23 protein-coding genes are annotated in these 22,436 nt (G+C 67.6%); 11 read left to right on the forward strand and 12 right to left on the reverse strand.

What is annotated here, in order from left to right:
• Position 1: 1 nt before the first annotated feature.
• Positions 2-1,105 (forward strand): glycosyltransferase, encoded by a 1,104-nt coding sequence (locus JJJ16_RS05755; RefSeq protein ID WP_219751712.1) that lies wholly within the window; start codon positions 2-4, stop codon positions 1,103-1,105.
• A gap of 9 nt (positions 1,106-1,114) precedes the next feature.
• Here JJJ16_RS05755 and JJJ16_RS05760 read toward each other — a convergent pair whose 3' ends face one another.
• From JJJ16_RS05760 to JJJ16_RS05770, 3 genes are read right to left on the reverse strand one after another with little or no spacing between them, the layout of a single operon-like run.
• Positions 1,115-2,098, reverse strand: a complete 984-nt coding sequence (locus tag JJJ16_RS05760) for a Gfo/Idh/MocA family protein (RefSeq protein ID WP_219751713.1) — start codon at positions 2,096-2,098, stop codon at positions 1,115-1,117.
• Between the two features lies 1 nt (position 2,099).
• A complete protein-coding gene (locus JJJ16_RS05765) occupies positions 2,100-3,200 on the reverse strand; it encodes a DegT/DnrJ/EryC1/StrS family aminotransferase (protein WP_219751714.1) in 1,101 nt (366 codons plus the stop codon).
• Positions 3,197-3,862: an acyltransferase gene (locus tag JJJ16_RS05770; protein WP_219751715.1), complete on the reverse strand. Its 666-nt coding sequence runs from the start codon at positions 3,860-3,862 to the stop codon at positions 3,197-3,199. Before JJJ16_RS05770 ends, JJJ16_RS05765 begins: the two co-directional genes overlap by 4 nt.
• Before the next feature lie 112 nt (positions 3,863-3,974).
• Here JJJ16_RS05770 and JJJ16_RS05775 point away from each other — a divergent pair, with 112 nt between their 5' ends.
• The 4 genes from JJJ16_RS05775 to JJJ16_RS05790 are packed head-to-tail and all read left to right on the forward strand — an operon-like array spanning position 3,975 to position 7,822.
• On the forward strand, positions 3,975-4,655 hold the full coding sequence (locus JJJ16_RS05775; protein ID WP_225905007.1) for a glycosyltransferase family 2 protein: 681 nt from the start codon (positions 3,975-3,977) through the stop codon (positions 4,653-4,655).
• Positions 4,652-5,122 (forward strand): DUF2304 domain-containing protein, encoded by a 471-nt coding sequence (locus JJJ16_RS05780; protein ID WP_219751717.1) that lies wholly within the window; start codon positions 4,652-4,654, stop codon positions 5,120-5,122. The genes JJJ16_RS05775 and JJJ16_RS05780 overlap by 4 nt, the downstream gene beginning before the upstream one ends.
• Positions 5,112-6,434: an LCP family protein gene (locus tag JJJ16_RS05785; RefSeq protein ID WP_219751718.1), complete on the forward strand. Its 1,323-nt coding sequence runs from the start codon at positions 5,112-5,114 to the stop codon at positions 6,432-6,434. The genes JJJ16_RS05780 and JJJ16_RS05785 overlap by 11 nt, the downstream gene beginning before the upstream one ends.
• On the forward strand, positions 6,431-7,822 hold the full coding sequence (locus tag JJJ16_RS05790) for an LCP family protein (protein WP_219751719.1): 1,392 nt from the start codon (positions 6,431-6,433) through the stop codon (positions 7,820-7,822). The genes JJJ16_RS05785 and JJJ16_RS05790 overlap by 4 nt, the downstream gene beginning before the upstream one ends.
• Positions 7,823-7,923: 101 nt before the next feature.
• Here JJJ16_RS05790 and galE read toward each other — a convergent pair whose 3' ends face one another.
• The 6 genes from galE to JJJ16_RS05820 form a co-directional block, all read right to left on the reverse strand.
• Positions 7,924-8,919, reverse strand: a complete 996-nt coding sequence (galE, locus tag JJJ16_RS05795; RefSeq protein ID WP_070836394.1) for a UDP-glucose 4-epimerase GalE — start codon at positions 8,917-8,919, stop codon at positions 7,924-7,926.
• Positions 8,920-8,982: 63 nt separating this feature from the next.
• Complete coding sequence (purE, locus tag JJJ16_RS05800) at positions 8,983-9,537, reverse strand: 5-(carboxyamino)imidazole ribonucleotide mutase (protein WP_034465368.1); 555 nt, start codon at positions 9,535-9,537, stop codon at positions 8,983-8,985.
• 67 nt (positions 9,538-9,604) lie between these two features.
• Positions 9,605-10,759: a 5-(carboxyamino)imidazole ribonucleotide synthase gene (locus JJJ16_RS05805; RefSeq protein WP_219752004.1), complete on the reverse strand. Its 1,155-nt coding sequence runs from the start codon at positions 10,757-10,759 to the stop codon at positions 9,605-9,607.
• Between the two features lie 33 nt (positions 10,760-10,792).
• The gene (locus JJJ16_RS05810; RefSeq protein WP_219751720.1) at positions 10,793-12,121 is read right to left on the reverse strand and encodes a sensor histidine kinase; all 1,329 of its coding nucleotides are present in this window, start codon (positions 12,119-12,121) and stop codon (positions 10,793-10,795) included.
• A 24-nt stretch (positions 12,122-12,145) separates the two neighbouring features.
• Positions 12,146-12,823 (reverse strand): response regulator transcription factor, encoded by a 678-nt coding sequence (locus JJJ16_RS05815; protein WP_003794418.1) that lies wholly within the window; start codon positions 12,821-12,823, stop codon positions 12,146-12,148.
• A 93-nt stretch (positions 12,824-12,916) separates the two neighbouring features.
• Entirely contained in the window at positions 12,917-13,951 is a 1,035-nt protein-coding gene (locus tag JJJ16_RS05820; RefSeq protein WP_219751721.1) for an adenylate/guanylate cyclase domain-containing protein, read from the reverse strand.
• A 226-nt stretch (positions 13,952-14,177) separates the two neighbouring features.
• On the opposite strand from JJJ16_RS05820, the gene JJJ16_RS05825 reads away from it, so the two are divergent.
• Both JJJ16_RS05825 and dapD read left to right on the forward strand, forming a co-directional pair.
• On the forward strand, positions 14,178-14,885 hold the full coding sequence (locus JJJ16_RS05825) for a Maf family protein (protein ID WP_219751722.1): 708 nt from the start codon (positions 14,178-14,180) through the stop codon (positions 14,883-14,885).
• A gap of 44 nt (positions 14,886-14,929) precedes the next feature.
• Positions 14,930-15,886: a 2,3,4,5-tetrahydropyridine-2,6-dicarboxylate N-succinyltransferase gene (gene dapD / locus JJJ16_RS05830; RefSeq protein WP_219751723.1), complete on the forward strand. Its 957-nt coding sequence runs from the start codon at positions 14,930-14,932 to the stop codon at positions 15,884-15,886.
• A gap of 79 nt (positions 15,887-15,965) precedes the next feature.
• Here the strand turns inward: dapD and dapC are convergent, their stop codons facing one another.
• The gene (gene dapC, locus JJJ16_RS05835) at positions 15,966-17,111 is read right to left on the reverse strand and encodes a succinyldiaminopimelate transaminase (RefSeq protein WP_219751724.1); all 1,146 of its coding nucleotides are present in this window, start codon (positions 17,109-17,111) and stop codon (positions 15,966-15,968) included.
• Between the two features lie 19 nt (positions 17,112-17,130).
• A complete protein-coding gene (fdxA, locus tag JJJ16_RS05840) occupies positions 17,131-17,472 on the reverse strand; it encodes a ferredoxin (RefSeq protein ID WP_003790208.1) in 342 nt (113 codons plus the stop codon).
• 52 nt (positions 17,473-17,524) lie between these two features.
• On the opposite strand from fdxA, the gene JJJ16_RS05845 reads away from it, so the two are divergent.
• Positions 17,525-17,851 (forward strand): 2-hydroxymuconic semialdehyde dehydrogenase, encoded by a 327-nt coding sequence (locus JJJ16_RS05845; RefSeq protein WP_219751725.1) that lies wholly within the window; start codon positions 17,525-17,527, stop codon positions 17,849-17,851.
• 23 nt (positions 17,852-17,874) lie between these two features.
• On the opposite strand, the gene typA is transcribed toward JJJ16_RS05845, so the two are convergent.
• Positions 17,875-19,794 (reverse strand): translational GTPase TypA, encoded by a 1,920-nt coding sequence (typA, locus tag JJJ16_RS05850; protein ID WP_034465389.1) that lies wholly within the window; start codon positions 19,792-19,794, stop codon positions 17,875-17,877.
• Positions 19,795-20,031: 237 nt separating this feature from the next.
• Between typA and JJJ16_RS05855 the strand changes: the two genes are divergently transcribed.
• The 3 genes from JJJ16_RS05855 to JJJ16_RS05865 are packed head-to-tail and all read left to right on the forward strand — an operon-like array spanning position 20,032 to position 22,399.
• Positions 20,032-20,886 carry a D-hexose-6-phosphate mutarotase gene (locus tag JJJ16_RS05855; RefSeq protein ID WP_219751726.1) on the forward strand — a complete coding sequence of 285 codons (855 nt, stop codon included), beginning with the start codon at positions 20,032-20,034 and terminating at the stop codon, positions 20,884-20,886.
• Positions 20,887-20,933: 47 nt separating this feature from the next.
• A complete protein-coding gene (locus JJJ16_RS05860; RefSeq protein WP_219751727.1) occupies positions 20,934-21,512 on the forward strand; it encodes a 1-acyl-sn-glycerol-3-phosphate acyltransferase in 579 nt (192 codons plus the stop codon).
• Entirely contained in the window at positions 21,509-22,399 is an 891-nt protein-coding gene (locus tag JJJ16_RS05865; protein WP_219751728.1) for a hypothetical protein, read from the forward strand. Before JJJ16_RS05860 ends, JJJ16_RS05865 begins: the two co-directional genes overlap by 4 nt.
• Positions 22,400-22,436 lie beyond the last annotated feature (37 nt).

Raw genomic sequence — 22,436 nt, forward strand, 5'->3', positions numbered from 1 at the left:
CATGAGGGTCGCCCTGACGAAGGGAACCCTGCTGGTTCCCCCGACCTACTTCGCGCTCTCGCACGCCCTCGCGATGCCGGAGCTCGATTGGCAGGCTTTCACGCTCGCGGCGCGCATCACCGATCCGTCCATCACGATCCCCATCGACGAGGTCGCTCCGCGCGCGCTCGGCAGTCCCCTCCCGCTTCGCGTGGCCGCGCAGGCACGAGGCCTCGGACGGATGCGCCGCGCGATCGCCGCCTGGAATCCGGACGTCATTCACCAGCATCAGGCGACCTGGTCCCTGCCGGCCGTGGGGGCCGCACGCGACACGGGCGCGCCCCTCGTGGTGACGCTGCACGGCGGGGATGCCTACCCGAGGCTCGGGCGCGGCGCGGGCGCCGCGTGGAACGCACGCAACCACACGTCTGCCTTTGAGGGGGCGACCCGGCTGCTGGCCGTCTCCCGTTACCTGGCGGATGTCGCGTTAGGCGCGGGAGCAGATCCGGAGCGCCTGAGCGTCCACTACCAGGGCGTGGACACGCACTGGTGGACGCCCGCCCCGAACGCAGAAGAATCGCGCGAAGAACCCGTCGTCCTGTTCGTGGGCGCACTCAGCTCTCTCAAGGGTGTGGACGACCTGGCCCGGGCGTCCGCCACCCTCATGGGGCGCCGCCCGCATCGCCTCGTCCTCGTGGGCGACGGGCCGCTGGCACCCGCACTGCGCGCACACGCTCCCGACCACGTGACGTTCGCGGGCCGACTGGAGCGTGAGGGGGTGCGCGCCTGGATGCGTCGCGCCCACGTCCTCGTCCTGCCCACGAAGCCAACGCAGGGGCGCCAGGAGGCCGCCGGACTCGTGCTGCTCGAGGCGCAGGCGTGCGGCGTTCCCGTCATCGCATATCGCACGGGCGGCACGTCGGAGATGATCGCGCCCGGGGCCTCGATGCTCTCGTCCGAACGCTCGCCGGACGCTCTCGCTCACTCCCTCGACGAGGCATTGGCCTGGTCCGAGGACGAGCGCGCGGATCGCGGGGCGGCGTGCCGGGCGTGGGTGACGCGCGAGCGCTCGCTGCGCGGATCTGTGGATCAGCTACGCGCGATCTACGCCGATGTGATGCGGTAGCGCCGCGCTCTACAGGTCGACCGAACGACCGGTGGCGGCCGAGGCGAGGATGGCCTCGACGACGCGCAGGTTGTCCAGGGCCTCGTCCATGGTGACGTGTTCGTTTCCCACGCCGAGGATCGCGTCGCGGAAACGCTCGTGTTCGAGGGCGAGGGGCTCGCGCTTGGTGAGCGCGTAGCGCACGACCTGTCCCTCACTCACCCCGCGGAAGGCGGCGATGGCGTCCCACTGCAGGGGCGCGTGGCCGTTCTCGTAGAACGTCAGGTCCCCCATCGCGGTATCTGCGACGAGAGCGCCCCGCTCCCCCGTCACGATCGTCGTGCGGTCCTTGTAGGGGGTCAGCCAGTTGACGAGGTGGTTGACGAGGACGCCGCCTGCAAGTACGCCCGAGGCGACCATCATGTCCTCGTGCACTCGACCCGAGCGCGCGGACGTGCGCGCGTAGATGCTCTCATAGGGGGCACCGGCCACCCACGCGGCCAGGTCCACGTCGTGCGTGGCCAAGTCTTTGACGACGCCGACGTCGCTGATGCGGGCGGGGAAGGGAGACTGGCGGCGCGTCGCGATCTGCTCGATCTCGCCGAGCTGGCCCTGGGCGATCCGCCTGCGCATGTCGATGAGCGCCGGGTTGCAGCGCTCGACGTAGCCGACGGCACCGACGAGGCCCGCGGATGCGAAGGCGTCGCGGATGCGGCGGCCCGCCTCCACGCTCGTGGCGAGGGGCTTTTCGACGAGGGCGTGCACCCCGGCCTCGGCGAGCGCCAGGGCCGCGGCCTCGTGATGGGCGGTGGGCGCGGCGATGATCGCGGCGTCGATGCCGGCCTCGATGAGTTCCTCGACTCCACCCAGGACGGGCAGATCGCCGGCGACGCCGAAGCGGTCACCGCCCGGATCCGCGAGCGCGACGAGGTCCACGCCGGCGGTGGCGCGGGCGTTGCGCACGTGGTGTCGGCCCATCGAGCCGATGCCGAGGATTCCGAGGCGAATACTCATGTCAGGCCCCCGCTTCCGCGAGCGCGTTCACGGCCTCGGCGATGCGCTCCAGCTCGCCGGAAGTGAGAGATGGGTAGATCGGCAGGGAGAGGACCTGGTCGGCGGCCTCGCGCGTGGCCGGCAGCTCCAGGCCGGGGGCGAAGCGGGCGAGGGATGGCAGCTCGTGGTTCGGGATCGGGTAGTAGACGCCCGAGCCGACGCCGTATTCCTCGCGCAGGGCGGCGGCAAAGCCGTCGCGGTCCTCGGCCACGCGGATCGTGTACTGGTGGTAGACGTGCACGGCACCGGGCGCGACGTGCGGGACGGTGACGCCGCGCAGGTGGGCGTCCAGGAAGGCGGCATTATCCTGACGTGCGCGGGTCCACGCGCCGACCTTGCTGAGCTGCACGCGACCGATGGCGGCGTGGATGTCGGTCATGCGGTTGTTGAGGCCCACGATCTCGTTGGCGTAGCGCGTCTCCATGCCCTGGTTGCGCGCAAGTTTCACGCCGCGGATGATCGCGGGGTCGCTCGAGGTGACCATGCCGCCCTCACCGCTGGTCATGTTTTTCGTCGGGTAGAAGGAGAAGGCCGCGAAAGCGCCGAAAGAGCCGACCGCGCGCCCGTGCAGGCTCGCGCCGTGGGCCTGAGCGGCGTCCTCGAAGACCATGAGGCCATGCGCGTCAGCGATCTCCTGCAGCGCGTCCATGGGGGCGGGGTGGCCGTAGAGGTGGACGGGCATGATGGCCCGCGTGCGCGGCGTGATGGCGGCTTCAACGGCGGCCGGGGACAGCGTGAAGGTGAGCGGGTCGATGTCGGCGAACACGGGAGTCGCGCCCGTGATGGCAACCGAGTTGGCGGTGGCCGCGAAGGTGAAGGAGGGGACGATGACCTCGTCACCCGGACCGATCCCGGCGGCGAGCAGGCCCAGATGAAGGGCCGAGGTCCCCGAGTTGACCGCGACCGCCTGTGCCCCGGGCACCAGGGCGGCGCAGAACTCCTCCTCGAAGGCGGCGACCTGGGGTCCCTGGGCGATCATGCCGGTGCGCATGACGGCTGCGACCGCGTCGATCTCCTCTTCGCCGATGAGCGGGCGTGCGGGCGGGATGAACGGCTGCGTCACTGCTGGTCCTCGCGGGTTTGATTGGATGTCACGGTGTTCTTCGGGGACGAGGCCTGGGCCTCCTCGGGAGACAGGGCACCGTCTCGCTCGACGTAGCGGCGGCCCGAGGCCGGACACACCCACAGGCGCTCCCCGGCCTCGTTCGAGGCTTCGTCGGCGGCCAGGAGCGGCACCCCGGCCTCGCCAACCCACCCGACGCGGCGCGCGGGGACGCCGACGACGAGGGCGTAGGGGGCCACGTCGCGGGTGACGACCGCACCCGCACCGACCGACGCCCACTCCCCAATGCGCACGGGAGCCACGCACACGGCGCGCGCTCCGATGGCTGCTCCGTGTTCCACGGTGACGCCGACCCGGTCCCAGTCGCTCGCGCTCTTCAGGCTGCCGTCGGCGTTGATTGCGCGAGGAGCGTGGTCGTTCGTGAAGACTGCAGCGGGGCCGACAAACACTCCGTCAGCCAGGAAGGCGGGCTCGTAGACGAGCGCGTAGTTCTGGATCTTGCAGCGCGCACCGACCCTCACGCCTTCGCCGATGTAGGCGCCACGTCCAACGATCGTCTCCTCCCCGATGCGCGCATCCTCGCGCACCTGGGCGAGGTGCCAGACGCGCGCGCTGGGGGCGACGTTCGCGCTGGGGGCGACGTCGGCGCTAGGCTCGATCACGGGGTCTCCCTGTCGTTGTCTGCGTGCGCTTGTGCGCGCATTGGGGGCGCGCGGCGCCTCGGATACCCAACACTATAGGCGCGCGGCCATCTCGATGTGCGACACTAGTCAAATGCAGATCGGCTCCGACACGTGGGTGGTGATCCCCGCGTTCAACGAGGCGTCCGTCATCGGGGGCGTCGTCGCGGGAGTCCGCACCTTTTTTCCGCGTGTCCTCGTCGTCGACGATGCCTCGAGTGACAACACCGCTGCCATCGCCCGCGCCGCGGGGGCCTACACCGCGAGACACCCGCTCAATCTGGGGCAGGGCGCTGCCCTCCAAACCGGCTTCGATGCGGCCCTCGCCCGCGGGGCGCGATACGTGGTTACTTTCGATGCCGACGGTCAGCACGACCCCGCCGAGGCGGCAGCCATGGTCGAGCGGGCACACCGGGAGGACCTCGCGTTCGTCCTCGGATCTCGTTTCCTATCGGGGTCCCCGTCGTCAGCCGGTAGGGTCAAACGCGCCATGCTGCGCCTCGGAGCTTTGGTGGCCCGGCTGCGCACGGGCCTGGATCTCACGGACACGCACAACGGGCTGCGCGTGATCCGCGCCGACGCCCTTGCCCACGTACACCTCACCCACGCGCGCATGGCCCACGCCTCGCAGATCGTCTCCCAGCTGGCCGCCTGTGGCCTGCCCGGCGCCGAGCATCCAGTGACGATTTCGTACACCGACTATTCGCGGGCGAAGGGCCAGCCTCTGCTCAACTCCGTCAACATCATGGTCGATCTCGCGTTGGGTGGACGATGAGCGCATACCTCGCCATCCGCGCCCTCCTGCTCCTCGCCCTCGCGCTCACCGCGTGGTGGCTTCTGCGCCCGGTGTCCTCGGCCTCGTCGCTCGCGATGCGCCGCATCGGCATCGGAGCGGTCGTCGCCGCTGCTATCGTGGCCATCCTCGTGCCCTCGCTGGCCAACACGGCCGCCCGTGCAATCGGCGTTGAGCGAGGGGTCAACCTGATCGTCTACGGCCTCGTTATTGCGTTGATCGCGCAGATGGTGACCGGCTATCGGCGCGAGGCCCGCACCGAGCAGCGCATGGCGGCGCTGGCCCGGTCCCTTGCCCTCGCGCACGTCCTTCCGCCCGACGATCCGGGGGACGCGAACACCGAGACGAGCAGCTCACACGCTGATACGAGCGGAGTGGAACGCGCCGCTAACGGCCCTGCTTCACCGACAAACACGTCAGATAACGATATGGTTACGAATGATGAGTAACGTGAATCTGCGACCGATCCAGCACTCGGCCGTCAACTTTGGACGCTTCGGCCTCCTGCGCGGCGCGCTCGCCGTGCTCCTGGCCGGCGTGCTCTTCGTGGTGTCATCGGCGGGTTTCGTGTACGCCAGTTTGAGCAGCCAGTTCGCCAACCGCGTCGTCAAGATCGACGACTACGCGAGCGACGAACAGAACAAGGCCACCCCGGACTCCTTCGAAGGCCGCGCCGTCAATATCCTCGTGGTCGGCACCGACTCGCGTAACGGTGCCAGCGGCGAGCTGGGCGCGGGCGATGCTGACGATGTTCCCGGCCTGCGCAACGACTCGACGATGGTGATTCACGTCAGCGCGGACCGCTCCCGTGTGCAGATCGTTTCCATCCCCCGCGACACCCTCGTGGACATTCCGGCGTGTAAGCACCGCGATGGCACCACCAGCGAGCCGACCACGGACGACATGTTCAACAACGCGATGGTCTACGGCGCGAACGGTGGCGATGAACCGGAAGACATCGGCCCCGGCATCGCGTGCGTGCGTTCGACCGTCGAAAAGCTCTCCGGCATGTCGATCGACGCCTTCATGGTCGTTGATTTTGCGGGCTTTGTTAACATGATCGACGCCCTGGGCGGCGTCTGGTTCAACATCCCCGAGCGCATCGACGATGACTCGGCCCAGCTCTACATCGACGAAGGCTGCTGGAAGTTGTCGGGCACGCATGCGCTGGCCTACATGCGCTCGCGTAAGGGCCAGGGCGACGGCTCCGACATTTCCCGTATCGGTCGCCAGCAGCAGCTGATTTCCGCGATGCTGCGCGAGCTGCAGGACAAGAACTACGTGACGGATCCCGGCTCGCTCATCAGCTTCCTACAGGCCGCGATTTCCTCCGTGAACGTGTCCCCCAACCTGGGCAACGCCAGCGCGGACGCATCCCTGCTCATCAACGTCCTGCAGAACATCGACCGTTCCAACATTCAGTTCGTGACGATGCCGGTCGAGGAGCCCTCCTGGGATCCGAACCGCCGTATCCCCTCTGAGCCGATGGCCCGCAACGTGTGGAACGCCCTGAAGAATGACCAGGCTCTGCCCGTGGGCACGACCTACACGGACGGCAACGGCGCGCAGCTCGTGGTCCCCGATCCGACCGCGACGACGGCTCCTTCGACGCCCGCTCCGACGCAGGCGCCGACCACCGACCCCAGCTCGGAGGGCGCCACCACGGATAACACCGCGCAGTCCGCCTCCGTCGCGAATAACGCGGCGAACGAGGAAGCCGCCAAGCAGACCGCCGCCACCTGCCCGCCGAAGAACCAATGAGCAATCCTCCTTCATTTACGCCTGACCCGAAGCGACGCCGCCCCGGATCCGACGATGCTCACGTCGTCGGTGAGGAGGTGCGCGGTGGCGCGCCCACTCCCCCGCCGGAGGCTCTGGCCCCGCAGATGTGGAGGATCTCGGACGACGAGGCCGCGGCTGCTCGCCCGCTGATGCCCCGCACGCTGGATCAGCCGCAGAGGGACTCTCAGTCGATTTTCCCTCGCCGCACCCCGGCCCAGCAGCCGCCGTCGTTCCAGCCGGCCTCGGCGGCCAACCCGCCGTCCTACGCGCCGGGTTCCGGCCGTTCGTCCGGCTCGGGCACGTACGCGCCGTCGGGCAACGGGCCCCGACAGGTGACGATCAATCGCTCCCAGAGTGCACCCGCGCAGGCCCCCGCGCCGGCCGCGCCGGTCGCTCCCACGGCGCCTGCTGCGAAGCCGAGGCGACGCAAGCGCCGCCATCCGATTCTCAAGACCCTGTGCCTGTTCTTGGTCCTCGTCCTCGCGTGGGGCGGATTCCTCATGTGGGACGCCAACACGAACATGGGACGCGTGAGCGCCCTCTCGGGGGCCGCCGACACTCCGGGCACGACCTACCTGCTGGCGGGTTCCGACTCGCGCGCCGACGGCGCCGTCCAGGACGGCTTCAACGAATCCGAGCGCGCCGACTCGATCATGCTCGTCAACGTCGCCCCGAACGGGCAGAAGGTCGCCCTGTCGATTCCGCGTGACACCTACGCGGAGATCCCGGGCGTCGGCTGGGACAAGATCAACGCCTCCTACGCATACGGCGGCCCGCAGCTGCTCGTGGAGACCGTGGAGAAGCTGACGGGTCTCACCGTCGATCACTTCGTGCAGATCGGCATGGGTGCAGTGCCCGACATGGTGGACGCGGTCGGCGGCGTCGAGCTGTGCTACGACAACGACGCGGACGACCAGTACTCCGGCCTGAAGTGGAGCGCCGGCTGCCACACGGTGGACGGCACGACCGCACTGCAGTTCTCACGCATGCGCTACCAGGACCCTGAGGGCGACATCGGCCGCACGAAGCGTCAGCGCCAGGTGATTTCGAAGGTTATTTCCTCAGCAGCCTCGCCCTCGACCCTCGTTAATCCCGCGAAGACCCTGCGCGTGGAGCGAGCCGGTTCGAAGTCCTTCACGATTGACGAGGATTCCTCTGTCGTGACGGTTGCGTCGCTCGTGTGGGCGCTGCGCGGCGCCTCGTCGAATCAGATGATGGGCGTCCCCCCGATCGAGTCGCTGAACTTCACAACGAACGCCGGCGCCTCCGCGGTCCTCCTGCGCGATACGACCGCGGACGACTTCTTCGCCAAGCTCCGCGCGGGCACCCTCACGACAGCCGACCTCAACCAGGTCGACGGAGGCTAGTCCTCACCCCGCAACCTCGCGCGACCGACCATACGAAGAGCTCCGGCCTCGTTTCCTTCTGAAGGAACGAGGCCGGGGTTCTTTGCGTTCTACGAGGGCGCTCAGGAGCCGGGGACGGTGATCGGGCGCGGACCCGCCTGCCAGCCCTCCCAGGCGGAGGTGAGGATCTCGTCGAGGCCGTTGTTGGCCTTCCAGCCCAGGTCCACGCCGATGGACAGCGGGTCGCCGATCAGCTTGGGCGGGTCACCCGCGCGGCGGTCCAGCTCCTCGACCGGGAAGTCCCAGCCAATGACGCGGCGCAGGCCGTCGATGATCTCGCGCACGGAGGTACCCAGGCCGGTGCCCACGTTGTAGGTGTGGTGGTCGGGCTGGCGGCCCTCGGCGAGCACATCAAGGGCGGCGATGTGGGCCTCGGCCAGGTCCAGGACGTGAATGTAGTCGCGCACGCAGGTGCCGTCCGGGGTGTCGTAGTCGGTGCCGAAGATCTTGGCGCTCTCGCCGCGCTCGATGCGGTCGAGGACCATGGGGATCAGGTTCATGATCGCCGGGTCGGCCAGGTCGGGCCAGCCGGCGCCCGCGACGTTGAAGTAGCGCAGGCCGATCCACTTCAGGTCCCAGGCGCGCTCGCAGTCGGCCATCATCCACTCGCCGATCAGCTTGGTTTCGCCGTAGGGGTTGATGGGGTGTCCGGCCATGTCCTCGGTGACGACTTCGGCGGTGGGGATGCCATAGACGGCGGCCGAGGAGGAGAAGATCATCTGATCGACGCCCGCGTCCTCCATGGCGGCCAGCACGTTGGCCATGCCACCGATGTTCTGCTGGTAGTACCAGGCGGGGCGTGCGACGGACTCCCCGACCTGCTTGCGTGCGGAGAAGTGGATGACGGCCGTGACATCCTCGTCCACCATGAGGTTGGAGAGAACGGAACGGGCTTCATCGGTAGCGACATCGAGGCGAACCAGGGGCGTGTCCCCGATCCTGGCCGCGTTGGAGGTGGACAGGTCGTCGACGACGACGACGCGATCCCCGCGCTGACGCAGAAGGCGGACAACGTGTGCGCCGATGTAGCCGGCGCCGCCACAAACGAGAATGCTCATGGGTTCAGGATACGACGCGTCGCCCCCTCGCTGCTACCCGCGCGGGGCTTGTGTTGTGCGGCCTCAGCGAGCCTGCGAGACGCGCTGGGCGAGGGCTGCTCCCTTTGCGCTGGCCACGTCACGTAGGTCCTTCTGGAAGTCGCGCATTGAGGCGCGCAGGGATTCGGCACGTTCCCCTTCACCAGCTCCGAGGATTCGGGCGGCGAGCAGACCCGCGTTGCGCGCGCCTGCGATGGACACGGTCGCAACGGGCACACCCGCGGGCATCTGGACGATGGAGTGCAGGGAGTCGACACCGTCGAGGTGCTTGAGGGGGACGGGCACGCCGATGACGGGCAGTTCGGTGAGCGCGGCGAGCATGCCGGGCAGGTGGGCTGCTCCCCCGGCGCCGGCGATGATGACGCGCAGGCCGCGCTCCGAGGCGGATCGGCCGTAGGCCACCATGTCCTCGGGCATACGGTGGGCGGAGACGACGCCAACCTCGCAGGCGATGCCGAATTCGGCGAGGGCGCCGACGGCCGCTTCCATCGTGGGCCAATCGGAGTCGGAGCCCATGACGACGCCGACGAGCGGGTTGTCGCCGGTGGCGGTCAGCTGGATGTCGAGCTCGGTGGTCATGGGCGGTCCTTTCAAGAGAGGACGAGGCCGGGGCACCTGATCCCTCGGCCGCGGACGGGTGGGAGGGTTAGTTGGCGGGGGTCTCGCCCTTCAGGGCGTTGACGGCTGCCCGTGCTCGTTCAAGAGCGAGGGCGGGATCTGCGTCGACGACGGTGACGTGGCCGAGCTTGCGTCCGGGACGCACCTCCTTGCCGTAGAGGTGTACCTTCGCTCCCGCTCCCCCGGCTGCGAAGGCTGCCGCGAGGGCGCGCGCGGGCTGGGTGTGGGAGGAGCCCAGCAGGTTGACCATGACAGCGTGCGTCCCCGGGGCGCGCAGGTCGGTGGACCCCAGCGGCAGGTCGAGGACGGCACGCAGGTGCTGCTCGAATTGGCTCGTGACGGCCCCGTCGATGGTCCAGTGTCCCGTGTTGTGGGGGCGCATGGCGAGCTCATTGACGAGGACGCGTTCGTCCGCGCCCTCTCCGACGACGAACATTTCCACGGCGAGGACGCCGGTGACCCCCAGCTCGGCGGCGATGCGTTCGCCGATGCGGCGGGCCTCGGCGGCCGTCTCGGGCCGGATACCAACCGCGGGGGCCACGACCTCGGCGCATACGCCGTCCACCTGCACGGTGGAGGCGACGGGCCACGAGGCGATCTCACCCGAGGGGGTGCGCGCGAGGAGGGCCGCCACCTCGCCCGTGAAGGGAACCAGGGCCTCGGCCAGCAGAGGGCCGTTGCCCCACCAGGAGGACACGTCCGCGGGGCTGTGGGCGACTGCCACGCCATGCCCGTCGTATCCGCCGCGCGGGGTCTTGACGATGAGGGGCCATCCGATCGTGGCGCCGAATTCTGCCAGCTGGGCCTCGTCCTCGACGCGGGCCCACGCGGGGCAGGGGATGCCCATCTCGGTGAGGCGCTCGCGCATGGCCAGCTTGTCCTGCGCGTACAGGAGGGCGCTGGCCGGGGGCTGAACGGAGACGAGGCGGGCAGCCTCCTCCATCGTGGGGGCCGGGATGTGCTCGTGCTCGAACGTGAGGACGTCCGCGCCGTCGATCAGCGCACGGACCGCGTCCAGGTCGGCGGGCTCACCCACCGCTTTGTCGACGGTCACCTGACCGGTTGAGCCGTCCGAGGCCTCGACGAGGGCCCGAAGATTGATACCGAGCGCGACCGCGCTCTCCTGCATCATGCGTGCGAGCTGTCCGCCGCCGATGACGGCAACGGTGGGAGGGGTCAGCATCTCGTATTCCACGCCTTTCAATCTACTCCGCTCTTAGAAGCGCCGCGAGCGGCGTCCCATGGACATGAGGGGGCCTTCGGGCATCACGCGATCAGGGTCGAGGGACGCGGGAATCGCGGCAACCGAGACGGTAAACACCGGTGGTTTGTTCGTCTTCAGCTCGAGGCGCCCGCCCATCGCCTGGGCGAGGTCGTGGGCCAGGGCCAGGCCAATGCCCGTGGAACCATGCCCGGAGACGCCCTTTTGGAAGATGTCGGGGGCCAGGGACTCGTCGATGCCCTCGCCTTCATCGCTGACCTCAATGACGACGCCGCGCTTGGAGGTGCCCGCGTGCGCCCACACGCGCGTGGTCCCGTCGCCGTAGCGCAGAGAGTTTTCGATGAGGGTCGCCAGGACCTGCCCGAGCTTTCCAGCGTCGGCCAGGATCGGACGCTCGGCCTCGTCGAGGAAAACGAGGGGGCGTCCGGCCGCCTCAAACTGGTCCTCCCACTCCTCGCGGGCCGTGTTGAAGACCTCGAGAATGTGAATGGCCTCGGTCTGGCTGGTCTGGCGCTTAGAAACGTCGAGAAGCTCCGTGACCACGTTGGTCATGCGCTCCACCTGTTCGAGGCAGGTACGGGCTTCGGCGCGCACCTCATCCTCTGTGGAGATGAGTTCGATTTCCTCCAGGCGCATGGACAGGGCAGTCAGCGGCGTGCGCAGCTGGTGGGAGGCGTCAGCGGCAGCCTGTCGCTCGGCTGCGAGTCGGCCCGCCATGCGTTCGCCGGTGCGCGCAAGTTCTTCTGAGACCAGGTCGATCTCTTCGATGCCGGACTTCTCCACGCGGGCGCGCACGCCGCCCGAGCCGATCTGCTCAGCCTGGGCGGCCAGGTAGATGAGCGGGGCCGACAGCTCACGCGACAGGGAACGCGCGAGCGCCCAGCCGATCACCATGGAAGCAACCATGCCCCCGCCGAACAGCGCGCACGTCCACGCGATGCGGTTCAGAGCATTCGATGCCGACGCTGTGAGCTGCACGGAAACGCCGCTCGGAGACGAGGCCAGGGCGGTCATGGTCCGCCCTGGGAACGCCTTGCTGTTGGTGACGAGGTTAGCCTCGGGAACCTTAATACGGTAGCCGAGTTCGTCCCCGCGGCTGTTCGCCTGATCCGCCACGAGCGAGGCCAGGGTTGCGGGGTCATTCCCCTCCCCCACGGCACGCCTACGCTCGATGTTTTGGAGGATCAGCTGCGCCTGAACATCAAGGTTGCGCTGTTCGGACGACCAGATGGACACCGATGCGAAAAACGCGCCTGGGAGCCCCATCAGCACGCACACGACGGCGACGATGGAGACGATCATCCTCACCGCGCGGGCGCGCATGGCGGGCCTGTCTCAGCGACGCGCTCAGCGCGCGTTCTCGAAGCGGAAGCCCATGCCTCGCACTGTCGTGATGTAGTGCGGGTCGGTCGCGTCGTCGCCGAGCTTGCGGCGCAGCCACGACACGTGCATGTCGAGGGTCTTCGTGGAGCCGGTCGGGTCCGAGCCCCACACCTCGCGCATGAGGGTATCGCGCGCGACGACGGAACCGGCCTCGCGCAGGAGCACGCGCAGCAGGTCGAATTCCTTGGCAGTCAGGCTCAGCTCGACGTCACCGACGAACGCGCGGTGCGCAGCAACATCCATGCGGATGTCCTGGGCGCGCAGCTCGCCCTCAGCAGGCTCTGCGGCCTGGCGGCGCAGGAGCGCCCGCACGCGAGCGAGAAGCTCCGCGAGGCGGAAAGGCTTCGTCACGTAGTCGTCAGCGCCCGCATCCAGGCCGACGACCATGTCGACCTCGTCCGTGCGCGCAGTAAGAATCAGAATCGGAACTCGGTTACCGGAGGAACGGATCTCGCGGGCGACATCCAGGCCGTCCATGTCGGGCAGGCCGAGGTCCAGGACGACCAGATCAACGCCGCGAACATCCGCGAGGGCTTCAGCGCCTGTCGCGTGTGCGCGCACGTCGTAGCCCTCCCTGCCCAGCGCACGGGCGAGGGGCTCAGAGATGGCCGGATCGTCTTCAACGAGGAGAACTGTAGTCACGCTTGCATCTTAGCAATTCTGAACCAAAACTTGCACCTTTCTTGACCCGTTATGCGGGCTGGTCAGGCGCTCGTTCACACTGCGAGATGAACGTTATTTAACAACGCTTGAGAGCAGGTACGGCGAGACAGGACCGAAACCGCGCAAGTCCGCGGTCGGGAACTCTTCAAGCTCGTACCCGTCACCAACCTCACCGGCAGCGATGGCGGCAGCCGTGGTTGGATCGGTGAGGATTTTACCAACCGGCGCGATGTCCACGAGGCGAGACGCGAGGTTCACCGTGGGCCCGAAGACATCACCCGACCGCGAGAACACATCACCGCGCACGAAAGACGCACGCACGGGCAGCATTTCATCGTCGGCGTTCAGTCGCTCGATGAGGGCCGTGGCCACGCGCAGACCGGTCGGCAGATCATCGGCGATGTAGAGGACGGCGTCACCGATCATCTTGACAACGCGACCGCCCTCCTCGATGACGGCGTTACGACTCTCCTCCTCGAAGCGCTCGATAAGACCGACGAGGGCATCACCGAGGATCGTCGAAGACGACGTGTAGGACACCATGTCAACGAAGCCGAGGCAGCGGTTGAGCGGGAAGCGGTTATGCCGCTCCTCGTGCCCACGCTGGGATACCTCGCGATCAAAACGGGACAGGGCTGCCTCGAGCTGACGCCGCCAGGCGTATGTGAACATCTCCTGGAAGACGTCAATGTACTCGCGCATATGGTCCAGCACGTACATGCGGGCCGTCGTGTCATCCAGCATCAGACGACGCATTGAATCCTCGACCAGCGCCTCGAACTGCCACAGGGCAAGGCGATCAGCCAGGTGAGCGTTGGCGCGCAGGAGAGAGCGTGAGGTTGCCGTGTCAATGCCACCAGATTCAACGAGGTCGTGCCAGCGACTGAAAACTTCCAGGTCGCGCTGAGAGAAAACCTTGTCGTCTGCGGTGGGAGCCTGGAAGCCGAGGGCAATCCAGAAACGGAAGACGCGTTCGATAGGTGTTTTCGTCATCTCCGCGATATCGCGGGCCGAATACGTCAGATGACCACCGAGAAGCTGAGGAACGTAGCTTGTTGCGGTCAGGTCATCAGGAGTTGCAGGGGACGAAGCCGCGTGCTCATCCATCGCAAATCCCTCCTCTTTGGGCTGACTCAACACCACATCAGCGGGTAACGGTATATCAGATCACTTTTCAAAGTCACATCGAGATTGTGACCTCGTACGTAGACAATTGTAGTAGTCTGATGAGTTTTTCACCAGGGTTTTGCACGTTTACCTGCGAAAACCCGCCATCTTGCAATAAATTGCAGTTTGTCTCCACGCTTCTCGCGCGATGGTCCACAATGTCCCTATGCGCCTTGTTCTCGCCTCTGCATCCCCGGCCCGCCGCGCAACACTCATTGCGGCGGGCATCACACCGATCGTCCAGGTGTCCACCGTTGATGAGGACGCCGTCCTCGCTGCGCTGCCCGGCGGGCGCGCATTCTCAGGCGGAACGACCACCCCGGCGGACGAAGTCGCGGCGCTCGCCGCAGCCAAGTGCGCCGACGTCTGCAAAGCCCTGAGTACACCCAACACCAACACCGAACTGCCCGAGGGCGAGGCCGTCCTCGTGGTTGGCTGCGACTCCATGCTCGAGATCGACGGCCAGATGCTCGGCAAGCCCCACACCCCCGACGTAGCCCGCGAGCGCATCCGCGCCATGCGCCGCACGAGCGCCACCCTGTGGACGGGCCACTCGGCCGCGATCCTCACCCCGGCCTCGTCGGATGACGACCAGAGGCACGAACGCACGATTACCGCGACCGTCACCCGCTCTGCCTCGACCCAGGTCCACTTCGGGGACATCTCGGATGCCGAGATCGACGCGTACGTCGCTACCGGAGAGCCTCTGCACGTCGCGGGGTCCTTCACGGTAGACGGACTGGGCGGCCCCTTCATCGAGGGTGTGACTGGCGATTATCACTCGGTCGTCGGCATCTCTTTGCCGCTGCTGCGCTCCATGGCCATCGAGCTCGGGGTGTTCTGGCCGGACCTGTGGGATGCGCCGCGCCCCTGAGTTTCAGCGCCAATCACCCGCCCGTCGCCCCTTACTGTAGAGGCATGGACAACAGCACCGCATGGGGCATCGGCCTCGCAACCATCACTCTGGACGGAACAACGCTCGACACGTGGTACCCGGCCCCGCACCTGGGCGAGCCCGGGACCGACGAGGAGCTGGCGACCTCACTGTCCGTGCTGGAGCGCGTCGACGACGCGCGCCGCGTGCGCACCGTCGTCGTGACCACCACGATTGACCTGCAGGAAGCCCCCGCTTCGACGGAGGACGCCTACCTGCGTCTGCACCTGCTCTCCCACCGCCTGGTTCAGCCCAACACGATCAACCTGGACGGCATCTTCGCCGTGCTGCCCAACGTCGTGTGGACAGATGCCGGCCCGTGCGCCGTTGCCGACTTCGAGGCCACCCGCCTGCGCCTGCGCGCTCGCGACGGCCACCCCGTCACCGTGCAGGGCGTCGACAAGTTCCCGCCGATGGTCAACTACGTGCTGCCCTCCGGCGTTCGTATCGCCGACGGCACGCGCGTGCGCCTGGGCGCCTACCTCTCCGAGGGTACGACCGTCATGCACGCCGGCTTCGTCAACTTCAACGCGGGTACGCTGGGCCGCTCGATGGTCGAGGGCCGCGTCTCTCAGGGCGTCGTCATCGGCGACGGTTCGGACGTGGGCGGCGGCGCCTCCACGATGGGCACCCTCTCGGGCGGTGGCAAGCAGCGCGTGCGCCTGGGCGAGCGGTGCCTGCTGGGCGCAAACTCGGGCCTGGGAATCGCGCTCGGCGACGACTGCGTGGTCGAGGCGGGCCTGTACGTGACCGCCGGCGCGAAGGTAACGCTCATCGATTCTTCCGGCGAAGCCGAGCCGCGCACGATTGCCGCGCGCGAGCTGTCGGGCGCGTCGAACATCCTGTTCCGCCGCAACTCCCAGACGGGCCGTATCGAGGCCATCGCCCGCGCGGGAGTCGTGGGCATCGAGCTCAACGACGCGCTGCACGCGTCGAACTGAGTTTTCTCTACGAACGAGGCCGGGGCCGCCCACGCGCAGTGCGCGTAGGTGGCCCCGGCCTCGTTGATTGGCGGATGCCTCAGCGGTCCGTCCAGGCCTCGCGGATTCGGCTCGCGGCGGCCTGAATACGCTCGTCGGTGGCGGTCAGAGCCACGCGGACGCGCCCGTGGGCTGCCGTGCCGTAGAAGTCGCCGGGGGCCACGAGGATGCCGAGGTCGGCCAGGCGGTTCACGAGGGCCCACGAGTCGCTCGGGTTCGCGGGGTCCGAGACCCACAGGTACAGGCCGGCCGCCGTGTCGGGGTCGATGTCGAGGCCGGCGTCAGTCAGCGCCTCGAGGAGGAGTGCACGACGCACGGCGTAGACGCTGCGCTGGCGCTCCACGTGCTCGGTGTCGTGCAGAGCGACCGCCATCGCGTGCTGGACGGGGGCGGGTACCATGAGTCCAGAGTGCTTGCGCACGCTGACGATAGGGGCGACCAGCGCAGGATCGCCGTAGATGAGGGCGCCGCGGTAGCCCGCGAGATTCGACTGCTTGGACAGCGAGTACAGGACGAGGAGTCCGCTCGCATCGCCGTCACACACGTCCGTATCGAGCAGGGAGGGCACTCCCTCGCTGACGTAGGGCTCCGACCAGGGCAGGGCCGCGTAGCACTCGTCGGAGACAACGACGGCGCCGTGGGCGCGCGCCCAGGCGACGACGGCGCGCAGCTCGTCCTTGCTCATGACGTGCCCGTCGGGGTTGCCCGGCGAGTTCAGGTAGACGAGGGTGGCCTCGGGCCAGGCGTCGGGCTTCGTCGGGTCCACGGCGACGGGGGTGGCACCGGCCAGCCGGGCACCGATGTCGTAGGTCGGGTAGGCGACCTCGGGCACGAGGACCGTGTCGCCGGGGCGCACGCCCAGCAGGGCGGGGATCCAGGCGACGGCCTCCTTCGAGCCGATCGTGGGGATCACGCCGCCGTGTCCGACGTTGACCATGCCCCGGCGCGCACCCCAGGCCAGGATCGCATCGCGCACCTCAGCGGTGCCGATCACCGTCGGGTAGCCGTGCGCGTTGGATGCCTCGGCGAGAGCCTCGCGGATGAACGCGGGGGTGTCATCGACCGGGGTTCCGACGCTCAAATCGCACATTCCCCCGGGATGTTCAGTGGCGCGCGCCTTGGCGGGCGCCAGCTGATCCCAGGGGAATTCAGGCAGATCAAGAGGGCGGGGAAGGATCGTTGTCATACCCCTACCCTATCGACTGTCAGAGGTTTTCGGCCTTCCATTCCTCATTCTGAGGCGGCAGCGCGGCGATCATCGGATCGTCGAAGTCCTGGACGCCGGTCTTCTGGGCGCCGCCGGGGCTGCCCAGGTCGTTGAAGAAGTCGACGTTGGCGCGCAGGTAGTCGGACCACTCGGAGGGCAGGTCGTCCTCGTAGAAGATGGCCTCGGTCGGGCACACGGGCTCACACGCACCGCAGTCCACACACTCCTCGGGGTGGATGTAGAGCGAGCGGGCGCCTTCGTAGATGCAGTCGACGGGGCACTCGTCCACGCATGCGCGATCCTTGACGTCCACGCAGGGCTGCGCGATGACGTAGGTCATGAGACGTTCCTCCTGGTCAGTTCTAAAGACTCGTTGATTCTATTATTCACGTATGAGTAGCCCCGAGTCACCCCGCGTCCCCGACAGCGCTGCGAGCGGCGAGAATACGCCGATTCAGCACACCGAGACCGAAGGGGCGCGCGAGGAAATTTCCACACGCGCGCCTGGCGCAATTCCCCAGCTGCCGTGGATGAGCTTCGCGGTCGGCGAGAGGATCGTCATCCGCTACCGTCTGGCAGACGGACTGCACGACGCCCTGGGAGAGGCGCTCGAGGTGGCCCCCACGCACGTCACGGTTGCGACGAGGCGTGGGCCGGTTCGCGTGGATGCCCGCACGATGGTGACGGGCAAGCGTGTACCTCCCCCGCCCGTCATCTAGCGAGCGGGGGAAGCAGGCGCTGTTCAGCGGTTGGCGCGGCGCTCGCGAGCGGCGATCTTGAAGCGCTCCTGGGCGTCCAGGACGACCTTGCGCACGCGCACGGCCTCGGGCGTCACCTCGACGCACTCGTCGTTAGCCGCGAACTCGAGAGACTCCTCGAGGGTCAGCTTGCGCGAGGGAGTCAGCGACTCGTACACGTCGGCGGTCGCGCTACGCGTGTTCGTCTGCTTCTTCTCGCGGCAGATGTTCACATCCATGTCCTCACCGCGCGGGTTTTCACCCACGACCTGGCCCTCGTAGACCTCGGAAGACGGCTCGACGATGAAGGAGCCGCGCTCCTGCAGGTTCGTCATCGCGTACGGGGTGGCCTGGCCAGCACGGTCAGCGACGAGGGAGCCGGTGAGGCGCTGCTCGATAGAGCCCTGCCAGGGGGCGTAGCCCTCGGAGATGGACGAGGCGATGCCGGTACCGCGCGTTTCGGTGAGGAAGCGCGTGCGGAAGCCGATGAGGCCTCGGGCGGGGACCACGAACTCGAGGCGGATCCAGCCCGAACCGTGGTTCGCCATCGTCTCCATGCGGCCCTTGCGGGCGGCCATGAGCTGCGTGACGGCACCCAGGTACTCCTCGGGGATGTCGATCGTCATGCGTTCCATGGGCTCACTGAGGACGCCGTCGATCTCCTTGGTGACGACCTGCGGCTTGCCGACGGTGAGCTCGAAGCCCTCACGGCGCATCTGTTCCACCAGGATCGCCAGAGCGAGCTCGCCACGGCCCTGGACCTCCCAAGCGTCGGGGCGCTCGGTGGGCAGAACCTTCAGGGACACGTTGCCAATGAGCTCGCGGTCGAGGCGGTCCTTAACCTGGCGGGCCGTGACCTTGGCACCCTTGACGCGGCCGGCCATGGGCGAGGTGTTGATACCGATGGTCATGGAGATGGCCGGGTCGTCCACGGTGATGAGCGGGAGGGGACGCGGGTCCTCGAGGTCGACGAGGGACTCGCCGATCATGATGTCTTCGATGCCGGCGACGGCGACGATATCGCCGGGGGCGGCCGAGTCGGTGGACACGCGCTCGAGGCCCTCCGTGGCCAGCAGCTCGGAAATGTGGACGCGCTGGATGGTGCCGTCGTGGCGCGCCAGGCCCACGTCAGCGCCCTTCTTCAGGGTGCCGTTGTGGATGCGCAGCAGGGCGAGACGGCCCAGGAAGGGCGAGGCATCCAGGTTGGTAACGTGGGCCTGCAGCGGCATGTCCTCGTCGTAGGTGGGGCCCGGGATACGGTTCAGGATGGTCTCGAACAGGGGCTCGAGGTTCTCGGTGGGCAGCTGGCCGTCACCGGGGTTTTCCAGCGAGCACTTGCCGGCCTTAGCGGAGGCGTAGACGACGGGGACGTCCATGAGGGAGTCCACATCGATGTCGATGCCTTCGTTCATGAGGTCCTCGCCCAGCGACAGGAGCAGGTCGGTCGTCTCGGAGACGACCTCCTCGATACGCGAGTCGGGGCGGTCGACCTTGTTGACGACGACGATAACGGGCAGGTGGGCCTGGAGGGCCTTGCGCAGCACGAAGCGGGTCTGCGGGAGCGGGCCCTCGGAGGCGTCGACCATGAGGACGACACCGTCGACCATCGACAGGCCTCGCTCAACCTCGCCGCCGAAGTCCGCGTGGCCGGGGGTGTCGATAACGTTGATGATGACGCCATCCTCGAGGCCCAGGGCCTGAGCGGCGGGGCCGGTGTAGTGGACGGCGGTGTTCTTGGCGAGAATGGTGATGCCCTTCTCGCGCTCGAGATCGCCGGAGTCCATGACGCGCTCGCCGGTCTTTTCGACCGTGTCGCGCTCGGAGAACGCTCCGGACTGCCAGAGCATTGCGTCAACCAGCGTGGTCTTGCCATGATCGACGTGCGCGACGATGGCGACATTTCGCAGGTCGGGACGCGTGGACATATGTGGACTCCTCAAATGTGGATACAGATTTATGCGTGTGAGGGGGCGAAGACGCCGCAGACACGACCGGTTCGAACCGATTTCACGCACATACGTCTCCAAGAATATCGGCTGAACAAGGGCCAACGCGATCCCCATGTTGCGAATTCCACCACGTCGCGGACACCTGGCGGAGATCTGAGGGCCCATCGGCCGGTCTATTTGCTCGTTCACAAGCAATGGCGTTAACTGGCTTGTATGACTGACATCGCCACACTCAGCGCGGAAGTTTCCACGGCCTCGGCCCTTGTCACCCCCTTCGGCGCTCACCTGCTGTCGTGGCGTCCCACGGGCCACCCGGACGTCCTGTGGTTGTCCTCCCGCGCGGTGCTCGACGGTACGAAGGCGATCCGCGGGGGCATCCCCCTTTGCCTGCCCTGGTTCGGCAGCCCCACCGATTCCCCGACGAGGCCCGGCCAGGGAGCGGGCGCCCACGGTTTCGCCCGCACGAGCCCCTGGACGCTGCTGGGAAGCACCCAGCCCGCGAACGACGCGCCGGCCTCGTTCTCCTTCGAACTGCATCACACGGGCGAGACCTCTGCCCTCTATCCGCATTCCTTCTGCGCGCGTCTGGACATCACCGCCGGGGCTGAGCTGAACCTGACCCTGACCCTCACCAACGAGGACGACCACCCCTTCGCTATCGAGGCCGCACTGCACACCTACCTGCACGTCGGCGACGTCAAGGACGTGACGGTAGAAGGCCTGGACGGGGAGCGCTACTACGACAAGGTCCGCGAGCGCTACGCCACCCAGACCGGCGACGTGACTTTTATCGGCCCAACGGACCGCGTCTACACGTCCACCCAGCAGGTCCAGGTCGTCGACCCGAAGCTGGGCCGACGCATCATCGTGGACAAGAACGGTTCAGGCTCGACGATCGTCTGGAACCCCTGGTCGCAGGGCGCGGCCACGATGAGCGACATCGGTGAGGGCGAGTGGCAGAAATTCGTGTGCGTGGAAACCGCGGCGGTGCGCGAGCGGGCGCTAACGCTGTGGCCGGGGCACCCCCACATCATGACGCAGACCCTTGCCGTGGAAACGCTGGACTGACCAACCCGCGAGTAGGATTGGCTCCAGCTACGACCAGAAAGGCCCTCATGGCTCTCACTTCCGCGATCGCGTCCGCGTACCTGTCCGTTTCCCGCTGGAAGCTGTCCACGCAGCCCCTGCCGGACAAGGTCATCGTCATCGGCGCCCCGCACACCTCGAATTGGGACGGCATCTTCATGGCGATTTCCATGTGGAAGTCCGGGCGCACCTTCTCGTTCCTCGTGAAGGATTCTGTCGTCAAGGCCCCGGTGCTCGGCTGGTTCGTGAAAAAGATTGGTGCGGTCGCCGTCGAGCGCAGCGCCGCGCATGGCCTGGTCGAGCAGGTTGCCCAGCGCATCCGCGAGGCAGACACCTTCACGCTGTGCATCACGCCGAAGGGCACGCGATCGCCGCGCGATTTCTGGAAGTCCGGCTTCTACCGCATCGCGATGGAGGCAGGCGTGCCGATCCAGCTGGGCTTCATCGACCGCAACACCCGCACGTTCGGCTGGGGCCCGACGTACCAGCTGACGGGCGACGTGCGCGCCGACATGGAGGTCATCCGCGCGTTTTACGCCGACAAGGTGGGTATTCGCCCCGAGAAGACGTCTGTGCCGCGGCTGCGTGCTGAGGACGAGGCCGAATGAGGCTCGCGCGAGCACTGCTCGGTACCGCTGGGGCTCTCGCCCTGACGGCGGGTGGTGCTGCGGCGTATGCGGACGAGCCGACGCAGATTCGCCTCGCCGAGGTGTACGAGATGACGCCGGGAGTGAGCGCGACCCATGAGGTGACCCTGTCGACGGATCACGCTTTGATCGGTGAGCAGTGCCAGTCGATGGGCACGGCCGCGCAGGCGACTTCCTCGCTGCTGGTCGATGTCAATGGGGTCATGGGATGCCGTTTCACTTGGGATCTCGAGGACGCGGGCGCCGAGGTCGTCTCGGTTGACGACGGCGGGGTCTTCCACTTCGAGTCGACGTCGGCCCGACTGCTGGAGGGCTTTTCCTCGCCCGAGGCATCGGCCTCGATCGAGTCGGTGACCCTCATTGCTCACGATTCAGTCGTCGTTGAGGCCTCTGACGGCGGGGAGATTTCGGTTCCTTCGTCGTCCACGAAGAACGACGCGAGCACGGTCGTGTGGCACGGCGTGACGGACAACGTGAGTGCGTCGGGCTCGGTTGCGCCGGGGGCCTCCGCGCCAACGCCATCAACGTCCCCGGCTTCGAGCGCTACCTCGGCGCCTTCCTCTGAGCAGCGAGGCGGGAGCTCGGTCGGGCGTTCTCTGCTGCCCGTCCTCGCAGTGACTGGGTCGGTGTTGGCTCTGGTGGTCATCGGAGCGCTCGTGCGTGGCCGCGCCGCGTCGCAGCGGCGAGCAGCAGACGCTCAGTTCGATCGCGATGCCTCGCTGAAGAATGCGCGCCGCGCTCAGGCAGGTGCGCGGAAGACCTCCGCACTCCCCTACGCGCGCAGCACAGCCGCCTCGAAGGGTTCCGAGACCCCCTCGGACGAGGAGCGTTTCGCTCCTCCCGAGTGACCTCATTCGTCTGTAACAACGACGTGCCCCGGCCTCT

Origin of the sequence: Schaalia sp. ORNL0103 (assembly GCF_019429565.1) — a bacterium.
Taxonomy (GTDB): domain Bacteria; phylum Actinomycetota; class Actinomycetes; order Actinomycetales; family Actinomycetaceae; genus Pauljensenia.

Bases quoted from the DNA above. Each gene is read 5' to 3' on its own strand.
- JJJ16_RS05755 (WP_219751712.1), top strand. From the start codon at position 2: ATGAGGGTCGCCCTGACGAAGGGAACCCTGCTGGTTCCCCCGACCTAC.
- JJJ16_RS05760 (WP_219751713.1), bottom strand. From the start codon at position 2,098: ATGAGTATTCGCCTCGGAATCCTCGGCATCGGCTCGATGGGCCGACAC.
- JJJ16_RS05775 (WP_225905007.1), top strand. From the start codon at position 3,975: ATGCAGATCGGCTCCGACACGTGGGTGGTGATCCCCGCGTTCAACGAG.
- JJJ16_RS05780 (WP_219751717.1), top strand. From the start codon at position 4,652: ATGAGCGCATACCTCGCCATCCGCGCCCTCCTGCTCCTCGCCCTCGCG.
- JJJ16_RS05785 (WP_219751718.1), top strand. From the start codon at position 5,112: ATGATGAGTAACGTGAATCTGCGACCGATCCAGCACTCGGCCGTCAAC.
- JJJ16_RS05790 (WP_219751719.1), top strand. From the start codon at position 6,431: ATGAGCAATCCTCCTTCATTTACGCCTGACCCGAAGCGACGCCGCCCC.
- galE (WP_070836394.1), bottom strand. From the start codon at position 8,919: ATGAGCATTCTCGTTTGTGGCGGCGCCGGCTACATCGGCGCACACGTT.
- purE (WP_034465368.1), bottom strand. From the start codon at position 9,537: ATGACCACCGAGCTCGACATCCAGCTGACCGCCACCGGCGACAACCCG.
- JJJ16_RS05805 (WP_219752004.1), bottom strand. From the start codon at position 10,759: ATGCTGACCCCTCCCACCGTTGCCGTCATCGGCGGCGGACAGCTCGCA.
- JJJ16_RS05810 (WP_219751720.1), bottom strand. From the start codon at position 12,121: ATGCGCGCCCGCGCGGTGAGGATGATCGTCTCCATCGTCGCCGTCGTG.
- JJJ16_RS05820 (WP_219751721.1), bottom strand. From the start codon at position 13,951: ATGGATGAGCACGCGGCTTCGTCCCCTGCAACTCCTGATGACCTGACC.
- JJJ16_RS05825 (WP_219751722.1), top strand. From the start codon at position 14,178: ATGCGCCTTGTTCTCGCCTCTGCATCCCCGGCCCGCCGCGCAACACTC.
- dapD (WP_219751723.1), top strand. From the start codon at position 14,930: ATGGACAACAGCACCGCATGGGGCATCGGCCTCGCAACCATCACTCTG.
- dapC (WP_219751724.1), bottom strand. From the start codon at position 17,111: ATGACAACGATCCTTCCCCGCCCTCTTGATCTGCCTGAATTCCCCTGG.
- fdxA (WP_003790208.1), bottom strand. From the start codon at position 17,472: ATGACCTACGTCATCGCGCAGCCCTGCGTGGACGTCAAGGATCGCGCA.
- JJJ16_RS05845 (WP_219751725.1), top strand. From the start codon at position 17,525: ATGAGTAGCCCCGAGTCACCCCGCGTCCCCGACAGCGCTGCGAGCGGC.
- typA (WP_034465389.1), bottom strand. From the start codon at position 19,794: ATGTCCACGCGTCCCGACCTGCGAAATGTCGCCATCGTCGCGCACGTC.
- JJJ16_RS05855 (WP_219751726.1), top strand. From the start codon at position 20,032: ATGACTGACATCGCCACACTCAGCGCGGAAGTTTCCACGGCCTCGGCC.
- JJJ16_RS05860 (WP_219751727.1), top strand. From the start codon at position 20,934: ATGGCTCTCACTTCCGCGATCGCGTCCGCGTACCTGTCCGTTTCCCGC.
- JJJ16_RS05865 (WP_219751728.1), top strand. From the start codon at position 21,509: ATGAGGCTCGCGCGAGCACTGCTCGGTACCGCTGGGGCTCTCGCCCTG.